The sequence below is a fragment of the Acidovorax sp. JMULE5 genome, assembly GCF_013376875.1.
GTDB lineage: Bacteria > Pseudomonadota > Gammaproteobacteria > Burkholderiales > Burkholderiaceae_C > Acidovorax > Acidovorax facilis.
Map to the genome: position 1 here is coordinate 1,989,071 of NZ_CP035951.1, position 15,503 is coordinate 2,004,573.

Here is a 15,503-nt window from a genome sequence, read left to right on the forward strand (position 1 = left end):
TCAAGGCTCCAGTCGTGGCGCCCTGAAGTGCCCGTCCTGGTGCCATACCACGGCACGCACCTCGCCGCTGGGATAGCGCTCAAACTCCAGCTCGGCCCGTACCGCGTCATACGCAAACCGGTCTGGCTGCCCTGACAGCGGATAGACCGTGAAGCGCGGCTGCGAGCCCAGGCGCACCTGCAGGCGACCGTCTTCAGCCTGCACATCCAGCACATTGCCGCCGCGCAGCCGGTAGCGGCCCAGGTAAGGGGCCAGCACGCCCTGGGCCTGGGGTGGTACCAGTCCAAGCACCGGCTCTTCGGACCGGGTTGCCGTCAGGCGTGCTCCAAAGCGCGTGTAGTGAAGCACTGTGGGTCGGCCTTCCGTATTGCGCTCCAAGCGGAACTGGCGGCCGGTGGCTGGCTGCGTGAACGCATCCGGCCCCAGCACCTGCAGCGGCTCAAACACCCCACCCGTGGGGCGGGCTTGCAGTTGCCCATCCACCATGGCAAGGCTCAGGGCGACGGCAGGAGATACGCGGTACACCCCTTCGTGCGGGGTAAGCACGGTCGCATCGGTGGCGGGCTGACCGGGCGGCACGGGGTAACGCTGCTTCAACAGTGGCGTCATCACATCCTGCTGCGCGGCACGCGCGTTGCCCACCAAGGCAATCACCGCCTCACCCCTGTCGGGCGCCAGCAACCACACGCTGCGAAAACCCCCGGTACCGCCGCCATGCAGCCAGGTGCGCACCCCATCGCGCTCGCGCAGCATGATGGCGTAGCCGATCTGGCCACCGTCGTGGTCCGCAAGCGGTGTGAACAGGCGCTCGGCCGCTGGGCCCAAGGGCCCTTGCGCGCCCGCCAGCAGCGCGCGGCTGAGCACCAGCATGTCGGCCGTGGTCGAGCGCAAGGCGCCCGCACCGGCAAAGGCATCAAACTCCCACACCGACACCGGCGTCTCACCCTCGTGCGGTGCAGCAAGGCGGGGGGCCTTGTCGCCCAGCGACTGCACCGTGTCCTGCATGCCCAGCGGGCCGGTGATGCGCTCGTGCACCAGCACCGCCCAGGGTTTGCCGTAGCGCTGGGCCAGCAGCTCGCCCAGCACCGCAAAACCGAGGTTGCTGTATGCGCCAGCGCACGGCGGCGACTGGGCCAGCCGCGCATCGGCCAGGGCTTGCCACAGGCGGGGGCGGTCGTAGCGCAGATAAGGATTGGCGGGATCGGAATTGTGGCGGAAGTCCGCCGGCATGCGCGGCAGGCAGGAGGTGTGGGTCACGAGTTGGCGCAAGGTGATGGCGGCCACCGGGGCGGGCAAGGCGGGAGCCAGCGCGGATGAGCCATTGAGCAGCCGGCCCAGCGTGTCGTCCAGCGCCAGATCGCCGCGCTCTACGGCCTGCGCCAGCAGCAGGCCGGTAAACACCTTGCTGATCGAGCCCACTTCAAACAGGGCCTGCGCGGGTGCCTCCGCCACGCGGTTGCGGGCTGTGCCGAAAAGGGCACGCCCCCCGTGCCACACGCCCACCTCAGCCGCGCCGCGCAATGGGCCCAGCGCTGCAGCCGCCATGGCGTCCGCGGGGCCCGACCAGTCGAAACGGGGTGGAGGGGCAGGCACAGCGGGTGTGGTTGCAGCGTGCCCGGCAAACGCTATCCACAGCGCCCCGGCAGCAAGGGCTTGCCACGCAAGGCGGCGTACCGGGGCAAGGATTCCATCACTGCAAACCATTTGATCGCCTTCCTGAAAGGCACCACGGTACGGGTGCCATGGCCGGCATGGTCGCATGCACTGGCTGTGGGCAGGCTTAAGAATTTGTTCAAAATCTACTGGGGAGCGCCATCCGGTGGCGCTCCGGACGGCCATCCGCCGCTCCATGGGCAACAGAGATCCCGGCCACGCAGCCCCATGGATGGGCAGGCGGCAGGCCGTTGGCGGGCGACCCAACCGCCGTTTGAGGTTCGTCTTGCGGCCACGGAATCAACCAACCCACTCGCCCTGGGAGGGGCGGTGGATTGCATTTTTTCGCGCAAGTCCGATGGAGTTACTCGATGTTCAACCGCTGCGCCGCCTTGTTCACCTTCTTGGGCAGGTTCAGCGTCAGCACACCGTTGTCGTATTTGGCCTTGGCTTGTGCAGCGTCCACGTCGGCAGGCAACTGGAAGCTGCGGGCCACCGCGCCGTAGTAGCGCTCCGAGCGCAGCACCTTCTCGCCTTCGCGCTTTTCATCGTGCTAGCGCACCTCGGCGCGCAGGCTGACCACATTGCCTTCGAGCGAGACATGGATGTCTTCCTTGGCCACGCCGGGCACTTCGGCCAACACGGTGTAGCCGTCCTCGGTTTCCTTCACGTCCACCTTGATCTGGCCGGGGCTGGGCAGGTTGTCGCCGTGCAGCGGGCGCACGTAAAAGCCCGGTGCAATGTCCTTGAAGAAGTCGTCAAACAGACTGCCGCGTGTCACAAGAGAGTTCATGGTTTTGCTCCTGAAAAGGGGTTGAGACAAACAACTGGGCCTGCGCAGGAGGGCGGGCCCCTGAGAAGGTGTGAACGAACCCCACATGCCCGCTCATCCCGCCAAAACGCTCCCGCTCGTTGTTGCAAATGCTCGCCATAGCCCGAGCTATGGCGGCGCTTTGCGCCTAGATCGGAAACGTTTTGGCAGCCTGCTCGGGCACGCGGGGCTCATTCACACCTTCTGGCTCCAAGATAGGCGCAGCCTTTCGGCACTTCAAGAGGATGCAAAACGCAAGGTTGACCTGCATCAAACGCTGCTGGGACCAGCCCCTGCGGCCACAATGCAGGCCATGCTTGCATTGCTCCGCACCTTCTCCTGGCAGGACCTGCGCCACCACCCTGGCGCAGCGCTGCGGCGGTGGCGGCGGTGATGCTGGGCGTGGCGCTGGCGTTTGCGGTGCATGTGATCAATGCGTCGGCGCTGGACGAGTTTTCGCAGGCGGTGCGCGCCGTCAACGGTCAGCCCGACCTGGAATTGCGCGCCATGCAAGGCGATCTGCCCGAGGCGTTGTATGGGCAGCTTGCCACGCACCCCCAGGTGGCGCGCGCCAGCCCGCTGCTGGAGCTGTCGGCCGTGGCGCGAGCCCTTCGGCCGCTGCCGGGTGCTGCTGCAAGCGCGCCCTCCCCCGCCAGCACCCCGCTGCGCGTGCTGGGCGTGGACGCCCTGCTGCTGCCCACCATGGCGCCCGCCCTCATGCCGCGGCTCTGGACGGGGGCCGACCGGCTGGCCCTTTTTGCACCGGCCACCGTGTTCCTCAATGCGGCGGCGTTGCAGGCACTGGGTCTGCCCACCACGGCCCCCACACTTTCCCCTTCAACAGAACCGGCGCCGCAGTTGCTGCTGCAGGCCGGGCTGCAGCAATGGCCGGTGCAGGTGGCGGGCACGGTGGCCGCCGGGGGCGCCCCCCTGGCGGTGATGGATATCGGCGCCGCGCAGGACCTGTTTGGCCGCGCGGGCCAGCTCAGCCGCATCGACCTGCAGCTGCAGCCCGGCACCGACCGCAGCGCGTGGGAGCAAGCCGTGCGCGCGCTGCCCGGCTGGCCCACGCAGGTGGTGTTTGCGCAACCGGGCGACGCGGCGCAGCGCATCAGCAATCTGTCGCGCGCCTACCGAGTGAACCTCACGGTGCTGGCGCTGGTGGCCTTGTTCACGGGCGCATTTTTGGTGTTTTCGGTACTGGCGCTCAGCGTGGCGCAGCGTGCGCCGCAGTTTGCGCTGCTGGCCGTGCTGGGCGCCACGCCGCGCCAGCGCCTGGCGCTGGTGCTGGCCGAATCCGCCGTGCTGGGCCTGGTGGGCAGCGCCGCCGGCATCGCCCTGGGCACGGCCCTGGCCGCTGCCGCGCTGCGCTTGCTGGGGGGCGACCTGGGCGGTGGCTACTTTGCAGGGGTGCAGCCTGTTCTGCAGTGGAGCGCGCCAGCAGCCCTGGCCTATGCCGCGCTGGGTGTGCTGGCAGCACTGGTGGGTGGCTGGTGGCCCGCGCGCGCCGCGCAGACACTGCCGCCCGCGCAAACCTTGAAAGGCCTGGGCACCGTGTCAAGCCAGGCGGGCAAAGGCTGGATAGGTATTATTTTGATAGCTATTGGCGCTGTACTGACGAGCGCTCCGCCCATTTTTGGCATACCACTTGCCGCGTACCTGGCCATCGGCCTGTTGCTGGTGGGTGGCATTGTTGTACTGCCCTGGGCCATGGCCTGGCTGTTGCACCACCTGCAGCCGCTGGCCGCACGCCACGCCCTGGCGCTGCTGGCGCTGGAGCGCGCGCGGCGCATGCGTGGCACGGCCGCTATCGCAGTGGGCGGCGTGGTGGCCAGCCTGAGCCTGGCCGTCGCGCTGACGGTGATGGTGTCGAGCTTTCGCGGCTCGGTCACGCAGTGGCTGGACGCAGTGCTGCCATCGCCCCTGTATGTGCGCTCGGCCCTGGGTGTGCCGGGCAGCGAGGCTGCACTGCTGCCTGCGGGCTTCGCCGAATCCGTCGCGCAATTACCTGGACTGGCGCGTGTGCAAGCCCTGCGCGCGAGCCCGCTGCAGCTGGATGCCACGCGCCCCGCGCTCACGGTCATGAGCCGCCCACTGGGTAACGATCCGGCGCAAAGTCTGCCACTGGTGGGCGAGGCCCTGCGCGTGCCCGCGGGGCGCACCGGCGTCTACATCAGCGAGGCGGTGGTGGACCTGTATGGGCTACGCCCTGGTATGGAGTGGCCTGCACTTTCTGATGCTTTTAGCCCCCTGGCGCTTGATAGACAAGCGCAACCAGCTATCTTTTATATAGCAGGCGTATGGCGCGACTACGCCCGGCAGTCGGGCGCCGTGGCCATGGACCGCACCGTATGGCTGCGCCTGACCGGCGATGCCCGCACCAGCGACCTGGCGCTGTGGCCCGCCGAGGGAGCAGACATCGCAGAGTTGCAGGACTCGATCCGCGCAGTGGCAGCCGCGCAGGCGGGCCGTGTGCCCAAGGCCCGGAAGAGCGCCAGCGCGGTGGACGGGGCCCTGGTGGAGTTCGTCTCCGCAGGCGCTATCCGTGAACGGTCGCTGCGCATCTTCGACCGCAGCTTTGCCGTCACCTACTGGCTACAGGCCGTGGCCATCGGCATCGGCCTGTTTGGTGTGGCCGCCAGCTTCAGCGCCCAAATCCTCGCGCGCCGCAAGGAGTTCGGCCTGCTCGCCCACCTGGGCCTCACGCGGCGCCAGATCCTGGCTGTGGTGGCCGGCGAAGGCGCCGCCTGGACGGGCGTAGGCGCGGCCGCAGGCTTGCTGCTGGGCCTTGGCGTTTCGGTGGTACTGGTGCACGTGGTCAACCCGCAGAGCTTTCACTGGACCATGGACCTCAGCCTGCCTGCCGGGCGGCTGCTGGGCTTGTGCGTGGCCGTGGTCGCATCGGGCACCGTCACGGCGTGGCTGGCGGGGCGGGCTGCGGCGGGGCGGGATGCGGTGATGGCTGTGAAGGAAGACTGGTAGCCAGCGGAACACAGCCCCGCAACGGCCCAGCAGGCAATGCAACAAATTGGTGCAGACACGTCACACCGACCAAATTTTGTTTGCAAATTGCAAACTCTTTCACGAAGATAGTGGACACGCTACAAAAATCATCGCGCTGTAACCAGCACACAGGCCGTGGGCACCCGCCCGAAACGCGCTTCACTGTGGTGCAGCGTTTGCCTGATCAACGAGGGAAAATCCAATGCAACGAAAGATTTCACGCCTTTTGGCCGGTTGTGCCATGGCCTTTTGCTTGTGCGCCCCTGCGGCAGCGCAAATTGTCATTCCACCCGGATCCTCGCTGGACGCTCCAAGTGGCTCCATCGTTGATTTGAGCTGTAGCACCGTGGATATGCAAGGAACGCTCAACATCGGCGGCACGCTGAGTGTAGACAGCGACGTTACCTTCGGCTCCAGTGCCATCGTCTCCGGTAGCAACGGGATCATCTCGGTGGGTGGCAATCTCACCGCCACAGGCCCCATCGATACCGGCAACAACACGGTGGTGCTGCGCGACGGCTGCATCGGCAACACCAGCCAGATCAGTGGCAATTTCGTGTTCCAGAACCTGACCTTGTCCAGCACCACGGGCCGCACCTTTGTCATCCCCGCAGGCGCCAACATCACCGTGCTGGGCACCCTGACTCTGCAAGGAGCGCCCGGTCAAAACATCCAGCTGGTCTCCTCGGGTGGCGGCACTGCCGTCATCAACCTGGGCCCCGGCGCAACGGTGACCCGCAACAACGCCACTGTCAATGGCGGCGTGCAAATCGGCGGCGCGGCAGCAGCCACCAACATTCCCACTTTGAGCGAATACGGCCTCATGCTGATGGCATTGTTGATGGGCTTGGCAGCCTTGTGGCACCAACGCCGTGCCCCAGGCGCAACGGGCAATCGACGCTTCTGAAACTGCCGGAACCAGGAGTTTTCATCCATGAAGTCATCTTTTCATCCCCTGCGTCTGATCTGCGCCCTGAGCGCTGTCTATGCGCTGCACACCCCCCTGGCCCTGGCTGCCGATCTCAGCTTCACCCCGCCCAGCGGCGGCGGTTTTGTGATCAAGAGCCCGGGCGGTGCCCAGGAACGGTTTCGTGTGCAGGGCACTGGCGAGGTCACCGTCCCCGGCTTGAACGGGGCCCCCACCGCCAACAACCTCACCTGCTTTGATGGCGCAGGGCGCCTGGGGCCTTGTGCAGCTGGTATTGGCTCTGGCGCCACGGGTGCCACAGGCCCCACCGGGGCTACCGGCGCAACGGGTGCATCCGGCCCCACAGGGGTCACGGGCGCCGCAGGAGCTACAGGCGCAACCGGCGTCACAGGCCCAACAGGTGCCACAGGGGCTACTGGCGCTTCTGGCACCGGTGCCACGGGCGCAACAGGTGCGACCGGTGCCACTGGCGCTACCGGTGCAACGGGCGCCACAGGGCCTACCGGAGCAACGGGTGCCACCGGTGCCGACAGCACCGTGCAAGGGCCTACGGGGCCCCAAGGTATCCAGGGCATTCAAGGGCCTGTCGGCCCTACCGGTGCAGACAGCACCGTGCCCGGGCCACAGGGGAACATTGGTGCAACTGGCGCCACAGGGCCAACCGGCGCTACGGGCGCCACAGGGGTTGCTGGACCACTGACGCTAACGACGGTAACCAACAGTGATTCATGGCCCGCGAATACTGGCGCAGTCTCTCTGACTGCGACTTGCACGGCAGGAAAAACAGTGGTCAGTGGGGGATGCCGAATTACGTTAAACCCCGGAGACCATTATTTAGGTGGGAGCTATCCAGCTGCAACCGACCAGTGGACCTGTGAGATGAGTATTTTTGCCAACCCGGCTGCAGCCATGGCCTACGCCATCTGCCAGTAGTTGAGGACCTTCCCCATCGCGTAACGCACATGGGGCATGGATGCAACAACGCACATGCCCCGTCCAACGCAGGGGATGCAATGTTTTTGTGATGAACCCCTGAAACCAGCCAGTGTGGGGCAGGCGGCTTCATCACGGCTCGGTTCGCCTTCGCGACTACCGACAAGCAGCGGCTTGCATCACGGGGTGATGCCTGACTAGGCATTGTCTCGGTACACCTCCCAGAGTTTCATCCAGAAGCCACATCCTCCACGAACACAGCACACCACCATGAAGCCCACATACCAACCACGCTACCTGTTCGCTGTAATGGGAGCCGCCTACGCACTGCACGCCCCCCTGGCCCTGGCTGCCGATCTCAGCTTCACCCCGCCCAGCGGCGGCGGTTTTGTGATCAAGAGCCCGGGCGGTGCCCAGGAACGGTTTCGTGTGCAGGGCACTGGCGAGGTCACCGTCCCCGGCCTGAACGGGGCCCCCACCGCCAACAACCTCACCTGCTTTGATGGCGCCGGGCGCCTGGGGCCTTGTGCAGCTGGTATTGGCTCTGGCGCCACCGGTGCGACAGGCCCTACCGGGGCTACCGGACCCACAGGCGTTGCCGGCCCCACAGGGGTCACCGGCGCGGCAGGAGCGACGGGCGCGATGGGCGCTACAGGCCCCGCAGGTGCCACCGGAGCGACTGGCGCCTCTGGCACAGGTGCCACTGGCGCAACAGGTGCGACCGGAGCCACTGGAGCGACTGGCCCTACCGGGGCCACCGGGGCAACAGGCGCCACTGGCGCAGACAGCACGGTGCCCGGCCCCCAAGGTATTCAGGGCGTTCAGGGAGTTCAAGGACCTGTCGGGCCAACTGGGGCAGACAGCACTGTGCCAGGGCCACAGGGCATCCAAGGTACTCAAGGGATTGCAGGCCCCACAGGGCCAACGGGGGCAACCGGAGCAACAGGGGCGGCAGGAGCTGGAGGGTATCGCTGGCAGAGCATCGTGGTGTCCACTGCAACCACCACGTCGGGCTACATGAATGGCGCCACTGTCACCGCAGGTGCCAGTTTTTTTGCAATGCCCTCAAGCTGCACCATCGGCAGCGTCAACGTACGGACCGCAAACTCTTTCCCTGCGCTAACGGCAACCTTGCTCAAGGGCAACGGCTTTGTGGCCCCCAGTGCTGTCAGCTCCTGTGCCGGCGCACCTTGCACTATCGCGGCAAACCAAGCGTTTAGTGCAGGCGATTCTTTCGCAGTCACATTGGATGCTGGCGGTGCTCAGCTCGGAACCACCAGCGGTGGGCTTTCCGTTGAATTTTCGTGCCAGTAACAGTGCGTGGTGCACTCGTGGCAGCCACTTACACCGATGGATGAAGACTGACGAGTACTCGCCCCAACACAGTCCCTTTCTGAAGTAACCCCCTCAGCCAGCACTGCACACCATGAAGCCCAGATCCACAAAGCCCACGTACCAACCGCACTATCTGTTCGCTGCGCTGGGAGCCGCCTGCGCACTGCACACGCCGCTGGCCCTGGCGGCGGACTTGTCCTTCACGGTCCCCAGCGGTGGCGGGTTTGTGGTCAAGAGCCCCGGCGGCCAGGAACGGTTTCGTGTGCAAGACAGCGGTGAGGTGCGCGCCCCCGGCCTGAGCAGCGCCACCGCCAACACCAACCTCACGTGCTTTGATGGCCCCACAGGCCGTCTGGGGCCTTGTGCAGGGGGTATCGGTTCTGGCGCCACCGGGGCGACAGGCCCTACCGGGGCTACCGGACCCACAGGCGTTGCCGGCCCCACAGGGGTCACCGGCGCGGCAGGAGCGACGGGCGCGATGGGCGCTACAGGCCCCGCAGGTGCCACCGGAGCGACTGGCGCCTCTGGCACAGGTGCCACTGGCGCAACAGGTGCGACCGGAGCTACGGGGGCGACTGGCTCTACCGGGGCCACCGGAGCAACAGGCGCCACTGGCGCAGACAGCACGGTGCCCGGCCCTCAAGGAATCCAGGGTGTGCCGGGAGTTCAAGGACCTGTCGGGCCGACTGGTGCCGACAGCACCGTGCCCGGGCCACAGGGTATCCAAGGGACTCAAGGGATTGCAGGCCCCACAGGGGCAACAGGGGCAACCGGCGCCACTGGGGCCGCGGGCGGGGGAGGCGGCGGCATCCTGTTCGGCACCGCGGCGATCATGCCAGCGACGACCGACTCGGCCGCTTTTGTGCCTTTTGGTATCGGAGGCATGTCTGGCGGCAACTTTGACTATTCGCGATGCGCGTTCACTGCAGGGTCGGCCTGCACCATCGACCCAACGGTGTTCGCCAATGCCTCGTCCCCAGCCTTTGCGACCTGCACCACCACAAAGATGCACGTGAGAAACTACACGGCAGTGCCAACGATTCCCCTGACGGTGACGCTCTATAAGAACGGTGCCTCGACGGGTCTGAGTTGCACGGTGGGCGCTACACCTGCTGCCACCTGCACCAGCACCACGGCGGTGGCCCTCTTGCCCACTGACGACATTGCGCTGCATATGAGCACAACCAACGTTGGCGGCTTTACCTCTAGCGGAAACGCGATCGAAGGAACCGCCATCAGCGCCGTGCACTGCGAGTGATTCAAGAGGTCGGCCCCGGCATATGCCGGCCCCAATCAATGCGATCCTTGGCTTTCTGGTTGCTTGCTTGCAGATAGGATGGAGACACCGCCCCCGCCAGAGGACAACTGGCAGGGACCGCGCAGACTGCCAACACCAGCCTGCGCGCAATCTGCCGGGGTACGGATTCCCCGCCCTCTAAAGCCCACGCTGAAGACCTATGCGACACATGCCCCCCGTCGTGCTCAACATGATCATCAAGAACGAAGCACCGGTGATCACCCGGTGCCTCGCGTCCGTCAAGCCGTTGATAGATCACTGGATTATCGTGGACACGGGCTCCACCGATGGCACGCAGGACATCGTCCGCGATTTCATGCAAGGCGTTCCCGGCACGCTGTTCGAGCGCCCCTGGAAAAACTTTGCGCACAACCGCAACGAAGCGCTGGAGTTGGCGCGCCCCTATGGCGGCTATCTGCTCTTCATTGATGCCGACGAGCAACTGCGTGTACCGCCCGAATTCGCCTGGCCCGCGCTCTCGGCCGACGGCTACACCTTGACCTGCCACATGGACGGCTGGGAATACCAGCGCAACAGCCTGATTGCCACACGCATCGGCTGGCACTGGGAGGGCGTGCTGCACGAATACCTGACCGCCAAGCAGCATGGCCCCTGGCAAACGCTGCAGGGGCCTGTCATCCACGTCTCCCATGATGGCGCCCGTGCACGCGACCCGGAGACCTACCTGCGCGATATGGCCTTGCTGGAGCAGGCCGTGCGGGACGACCCCACCAACACGCGCAACGTGTTCTACCTGGCCCAGAGCTGCCGTGATGCCGGGAAGATCGAGCCCAGCTTGTTGTGGTACCAGCGCCGGGTGGATATGGGGGGCTGGGAAGAAGAGCGCTGGTACGCCCTGTTCCAGATCGCCGTGCTGCACGAGCGCAACCAGGCCCCCGCCGCCACCGTGCGCGATGCCTATCTGGCCGCCTACGCAGCCCGCCCCCAGCGGGCTGAACCGCTGTGCGAACTGGCCCGCTACCACCGCGAACGTAGCGAACATGCGCTCGCCACGGTGTTTGCGCTGCAGGCGTCGCAGATTGCGCAACCCGCAGACATTCTTTTTGTGGACACGCAGGTGTACGCCTGGCGTGCACTGGATGAGCTGGCCGTAAGTGCCTTCTACACCCCCCACCGCGACCTGGGCCGTGCCGCGCTGCAGCGGCTGCTGGCCGAACGCCGCTACCCCGAGGCACAAGCCCAGCGCATAGAGGCCAACCAGGCGTTCTACGGGCTTTGACCACCCTGGTGACCCGACGGGGGCTGCGACAATGCAGTCCATGCAGAAACAGCCCTCCGCTTCCCCCTGGCTCCACGAAGCCATCGCCCGCATCGAAGCCGACTACCAGCGCAGTGCCGATACGCACCTGATCCCACTGCGCCTGCCTGCCTTTGCCGTACATGGCATTGACCTGTACCTCAAGGACGAATCCACGCACCCCACAGGCAGCCTCAAGCACAGGCTGGCACGGTCGCTGTTTTTGTATGCGCTGTGCAATGGCTGGGTGCATGAGGGCTCGACCATCGTCGAATCGTCCAGCGGATCTACCGCAGTGAGCGAGGCCTACTTCGCGCGGCTGCTGGGGCTGCCGTTCGTGGCGGTGATGCCGCGCACCACGTCGCCCGAAAAAATTGCGCAAATCGAGTTCCATGGCGGGCGTTGCCACTTTGTGGACAGCGCAGGCGCGGTGTACGACGCGGCCCGCACCATTGCCGCCGAAACTGGCGGCCACTACATGGACCAGTTCACCTATGCCGAGCGCGCCACCGACTGGCGGGGCAACAACAACATTGCCGAGAGCATGTTCACGCAGATGGCGCGCGAGCCGCACCCTGTCCCGCGCTGGATTGTGGTGGGTGCAGGCACGGGCGGCACCAGCGCCACCATTGGCCGCTATGTGCGCTACCAGCGCCACGCCACGCAGGTGTGTGTGGCCGACCCGGCGGGTTCGGTGTTCAGCGCGTATCACCGCACGGGCGATGCCACGCTGACGGCGCCAGGATCACGCATCGAAGGCATTGGCCGCCCGCGTGTGGAGCCGAGCTTTATCCGCACGTTGGTGGACCGCATGGTGGATGTGCCGGATGTGGAATCGGTCGCTGCGATGCGTGCGCTGTCGCAGTTGCTGGGGCGACGCGTGGGGCCGTCGACCGGTACCAATTTTGTGGCCATGCTGACGCTGGCCAGCGAGATGCGCGAGCGGGGCGAGCGCGGCTCCATCCTGTCGCTGCTGTGTGATGCGGGTGAGCGGTATCTACCCACGTATTTCAATACACAGTGGGTGGATCAGTGCTTTGGCGATTGCTCGGCCGCGCAGCAGAAGGTGGATGCGTTGATGGGCTGAGCGCCCTGCCCCATCCCGCAATTCCATCCCGTACCTTGATCCCCACACCATGCACAGCTCCACACGTCGCCAGTGGCTGATGGGGGCCAGCCTGCAGGCAGCGGGGCTGGGCGCGCTGCTCTGGCCGGGTGCGGCGCAGGCGCTGCCTGCGCGCCCGCTGGCCTTTCCGCGCGACCACGGCAGCCACCCGGAGCTGCGCACCGAGTGGTGGTACATCACCGGCCATGTGCAAGCGCAGGGCCAGCCGTGGGGGTTTCAGCTCACGTTTTTCCGCTCACGTGTGGACGCCACACAGGGCCTGCAGTCGGCGTTTGCTGCCAAGCAGCTGCTGTTTGCGCATGCGGCCATCACCGATGTGAAAGGCCAGCGCCTGCAGCATGACCAGCGCATTGCGCGCGCGGGCTTCGGTGTGGCGCAGGCCAGCCAGGCCGACACACACATCCGCCTGCAGGACTGGACGCTGGAGCGCGGTGATGTGCCCCACAACACGCCCGGTGAGGCGCCGCGCAGCCGCTACACCACGCGCATCACCGGCAGCGAGCTGGGGCTGGAGCTGCAGTTTGACAGCACGCAGCCCGTGCTGCTGCAAGGCCAGCAAGGCCTGTCGCGCAAGGGGCCGGATGCGACGCAGGCCAGCTACTACTACAGCCAGCCGCAGCTGGCCGTGAGCGGGCACCTGACGGTGGCGGGCCGCCGCATGGCGGTGGAGCCGGGCACCGGCCGCGCGTGGATGGACCACGAGTGGAGCGAGGCGCTGATGCACCCCGAGGCCCAGGGCTGGGATTGGATCGGCATGAACCTGGCCGATGGCAGCGCGCTCACGGCCTTCCGCCTGCGGCGCGCGGATGGGTCGGCGCTGTGGGCCGGAGGGTCGTGGCGGGCACCCGGGCAGGCCGTGCAGGTGTTTGGTGCGCAGGCCGTGGTCTTCACCCCGCTGCGCACCTGGGCCAGCCCGCACAGTGGCGCGCGCTACCCCGTGCAGTGGCGGGTGGCGACGCCCGTGGGCGAGTTTGAGGTGCGCGCCCTGCTGGACAACCAGGAGCTGGACAGCAGCGGGTCCAGCGGCGCGATTTACTGGGAAGGGCTGTCCGACCTGCTGGACGGCAGCGGACAGCCCGTGGGCCGGGGCTATCTGGAGATGACCGGATATGCAAAGCCGCTGCGCCTGTGAGGGCGACAGCGGCTTTTAAGCAGCATCCAGGTAGCAGCCCGCCGTTGCAGGCCATGACGGGGTTAGTGCTTGGCCGTGTTGCCCGCGCGGCGCTGTGCCAGCCAGGCAATGATCTCGCCCATGATGCCCCGGCGGAAGGCCAGCACGCAGATCACGAAGATCAGGCCCGTGACCATGGTGACGGATTCGCCCAGGGTCTTGAACCACTCCACACTGGTCAGCGCCGCCAGCAGGTTGCCGAATTCACCGATCTTGTTTTCGAGCAGAACCACCACGGCCGAGCCGATGAGCGGGCCCGACAGTGTGCCCAGGCCGCCCACCAGCGTCATCAGGATGACCTGGCCCGAGGCCGTCCAGTGCACGTCCGACAGCGTGGCAAAGCCGAGCACAAGCGTCTTGAGGGAGCCCGCCAGCCCCGCCAGCGCAGCCGACAGCACAAAGGCCAGCAGCTTGAAGCGGTGCGTGTCGTAACCTAGAGAGATTGCGCGGGGCTCGTTCTCTTTGATTCCCTTGAGCACCTGGCCGAACGGCGAGTGGATGGTGCGCACGATAACGAGGAACGCAGCCACCACGATGACCAGCGCCACGTAGTACATGACCAGATCGTCCTTCAGATCGATCAGGCCAAAGAGCTTGCCGCGCGGCACGCCCTGCAAGCCGTCTTCCCCCCCGGTGAAGGGCGCTTGCAAGCACACAAAGAACAGCATCTGGGCCAGCGCCAGCGTGATCATTGAAAAATAAATGCCCTGGCGGCGGATGGCCAGCCAGCCAAACAGCAGGCCCAGCAAAGCCCCCCCGGCCGTGCCCAGCAGCAGGCCCACCTCGGGCGTGAGGCCCCACACCTTGATGGCATGCCCCGCCACGTAGGCCGCCCCGCCCAAAAATGCTGCATGCCCGAATGACAGCAGGCCGGTGTAGCCCAGCAGCAGGTTGAACGCCGAAGCAAACAGTGCAAAGCACATGAGCTTCATCACAAAGATGGGATAGGCACCAAGGAAGGGGGCGGCAATCAGGCCCAGCAGTAGCAGGCCGTAGCCGATGGTGGCAGTGTTCTTGAGATTCATGCTGGCTGCCCCTTATTTTTCTTTGCCGAACAGGCCGGCGGGGCGGATGAGGAGAACGATGACCATGATGACAAACACCACGGTGGACGATGCTTCGGGATAGAAGACCTTGGTGAAGCCTTCGATGACGCCCAGGCCCAGCCCGGTCAGGATGGAGCCCATGATGGAGCCCATGCCGCCAATCACCACCACGGCAAACACCACGATGATGAGGTTCTGGCCCATGAGCGGCGTGACCTGGTAGACCGGGGCCGCCAGCACGCCAGCGAAGGCAGCCAGCGCGGCGCCAAAGGCGTAGGTCAGGGTCACCATCACGGGCACGTTGATGCCGAAAGCTTCCACCAGGCGTGGGTTTTCAGTGCCAGCGCGCAGATAAGCGCCGAGCTTGGTCTTCTCGATCACATACCAGGTGGCCAGGCACACCACCACCGAGGCCACCACCACCCAGGCCCGGTAGTTGGGCAGGATCATGAAGCCCAGGTTGGTCGCGCCTTCCAGCAGCTCAGGGGTGTCATAGCCCAGGCCCGACACGCCATAGATGGAGCGGAACACGCCTTCAATCAGCAAGGTGAGGCCGAGCGTGAGCAGCAGGCCATAAAGATGGTCCAGCTTGTAGATCCAGCGCAGCAGCAGGCGCTCGATCAACACCCCGAACAAGCCCACCACCAGCGGCGCCAGCACCAGCATCCACCAATAGTTGATGCCGAAGTAGTTCATCGCCATCCAGGTCATCAGGGCGCCCGTCATGAACAGCGCCCCGTGGGCGAAGTTGATGACGTTGAGCAGGCCAAAGATCACGGCCAGGCCGAGACTGAGGATGGCGTAGAACGACCCATTGACCAGCCCCAGAAGGAGCTGGCTCAACAGGCCCGGCAATGAGACACCAAAAATTTCCATGGGAGGCAGCGGCAGGTGGAGGGGGTTCAGGTCAGGGGGCACAACGCGCCAGGCCAGCCCATCTGG

10 protein-coding genes and 1 pseudogene are annotated in these 15,503 nt (G+C 66.0%); 7 read left to right on the top strand and 4 right to left on the bottom strand.

The features are described 5' to 3' along the window. Together EXV95_RS08925 and EXV95_RS08930 are read right to left on the bottom strand one after the other, a co-directional pair. The gene (locus EXV95_RS08925; RefSeq protein ID WP_176886569.1) at positions 1-1,593 is read right to left on the bottom strand and encodes a serine hydrolase; all 1,593 of its coding nucleotides are present in this window, start codon (positions 1,591-1,593) and stop codon (positions 1-3) included. 424 nt (positions 1,594-2,017) lie between these two features. Beyond that, positions 2,018-2,446: pseudogene (locus EXV95_RS08930) on the bottom strand (Hsp20/alpha crystallin family protein). 85 nt (positions 2,447-2,531) lie between these two features. Between EXV95_RS08930 and EXV95_RS25135 the strand changes: the two are divergent. From EXV95_RS25135 to EXV95_RS08970, 7 genes are all read left to right on the top strand, one after another. Next, positions 2,532-2,858 (top strand): hypothetical protein, encoded by a 327-nt coding sequence (locus EXV95_RS25135; RefSeq protein WP_370460234.1) that lies wholly within the window; start codon positions 2,532-2,534, stop codon positions 2,856-2,858. Beyond that, entirely contained in the window at positions 2,858-5,446 is a 2,589-nt protein-coding gene (locus EXV95_RS08935) for an FtsX-like permease family protein (RefSeq protein ID WP_370460235.1), read from the top strand. Before EXV95_RS25135 ends, EXV95_RS08935 begins: the two co-directional genes overlap by 1 nt. A gap of 373 nt (positions 5,447-5,819) precedes the next feature. Next, positions 5,820-6,374: an IPTL-CTERM sorting domain-containing protein gene (locus tag EXV95_RS08940; protein WP_255485008.1), complete on the top strand. Its 555-nt coding sequence runs from the start codon at positions 5,820-5,822 to the stop codon at positions 6,372-6,374. 2,380 nt (positions 6,375-8,754) lie between these two features. Next, a complete protein-coding gene (locus EXV95_RS25080; RefSeq protein ID WP_218135482.1) occupies positions 8,755-9,921 on the top strand; it encodes a collagen-like protein in 1,167 nt (388 codons plus the stop codon). A gap of 208 nt (positions 9,922-10,129) precedes the next feature. Then, positions 10,130-11,200 (top strand): glycosyltransferase, encoded by a 1,071-nt coding sequence (locus EXV95_RS08960; protein ID WP_176889003.1) that lies wholly within the window; start codon positions 10,130-10,132, stop codon positions 11,198-11,200. 31 nt (positions 11,201-11,231) lie between these two features. Further along, positions 11,232-12,305, top strand: a complete 1,074-nt coding sequence (locus tag EXV95_RS08965) for a PLP-dependent cysteine synthase family protein (protein ID WP_370460236.1) — start codon at positions 11,232-11,234, stop codon at positions 12,303-12,305. 49 nt (positions 12,306-12,354) lie between these two features. Beyond that, positions 12,355-13,476: a lipocalin-like domain-containing protein gene (locus EXV95_RS08970; protein ID WP_176886572.1), complete on the top strand. Its 1,122-nt coding sequence runs from the start codon at positions 12,355-12,357 to the stop codon at positions 13,474-13,476. A gap of 62 nt (positions 13,477-13,538) precedes the next feature. On the opposite strand, the gene EXV95_RS08975 is transcribed toward EXV95_RS08970, so the two are convergent. Continuing rightward, positions 13,539-14,540: a branched-chain amino acid ABC transporter permease gene (locus EXV95_RS08975; protein ID WP_055393257.1), complete on the bottom strand. Its 1,002-nt coding sequence runs from the start codon at positions 14,538-14,540 to the stop codon at positions 13,539-13,541. 12 nt (positions 14,541-14,552) lie between these two features. Continuing rightward, the gene (locus EXV95_RS08980) at positions 14,553-15,437 is read right to left on the bottom strand and encodes a branched-chain amino acid ABC transporter permease (protein ID WP_010463953.1); all 885 of its coding nucleotides are present in this window, start codon (positions 15,435-15,437) and stop codon (positions 14,553-14,555) included. Between the last annotated feature and the right edge of the window lie 66 nt (positions 15,438-15,503).

Bases quoted from the DNA above. Each gene is read 5' to 3' on its own strand.
- EXV95_RS08940 (WP_255485008.1), top strand. From the start codon at position 5,820: ATGCAAGGAACGCTCAACATCGGCGGCACGCTGAGTGTAGACAGCGAC.
- EXV95_RS08980 (WP_010463953.1), bottom strand. From the start codon at position 15,437: ATGGAAATTTTTGGTGTCTCATTGCCGGGCCTGTTGAGCCAGCTCCTT.
- EXV95_RS25080 (WP_218135482.1), top strand. From the start codon at position 8,755: ATGAAGCCCAGATCCACAAAGCCCACGTACCAACCGCACTATCTGTTC.
- EXV95_RS08975 (WP_055393257.1), bottom strand. From the start codon at position 14,540: ATGAATCTCAAGAACACTGCCACCATCGGCTACGGCCTGCTACTGCTG.
- EXV95_RS08935 (WP_370460235.1), top strand. From the start codon at position 2,858: ATGCTGGGCGTGGCGCTGGCGTTTGCGGTGCATGTGATCAATGCGTCG.
- EXV95_RS08960 (WP_176889003.1), top strand. From the start codon at position 10,130: ATGCCCCCCGTCGTGCTCAACATGATCATCAAGAACGAAGCACCGGTG.
- EXV95_RS08970 (WP_176886572.1), top strand. From the start codon at position 12,355: ATGCACAGCTCCACACGTCGCCAGTGGCTGATGGGGGCCAGCCTGCAG.
- EXV95_RS25135 (WP_370460234.1), top strand. From the start codon at position 2,532: ATGCCCGCTCATCCCGCCAAAACGCTCCCGCTCGTTGTTGCAAATGCT.
- EXV95_RS08965 (WP_370460236.1), top strand. From the start codon at position 11,232: ATGCAGTCCATGCAGAAACAGCCCTCCGCTTCCCCCTGGCTCCACGAA.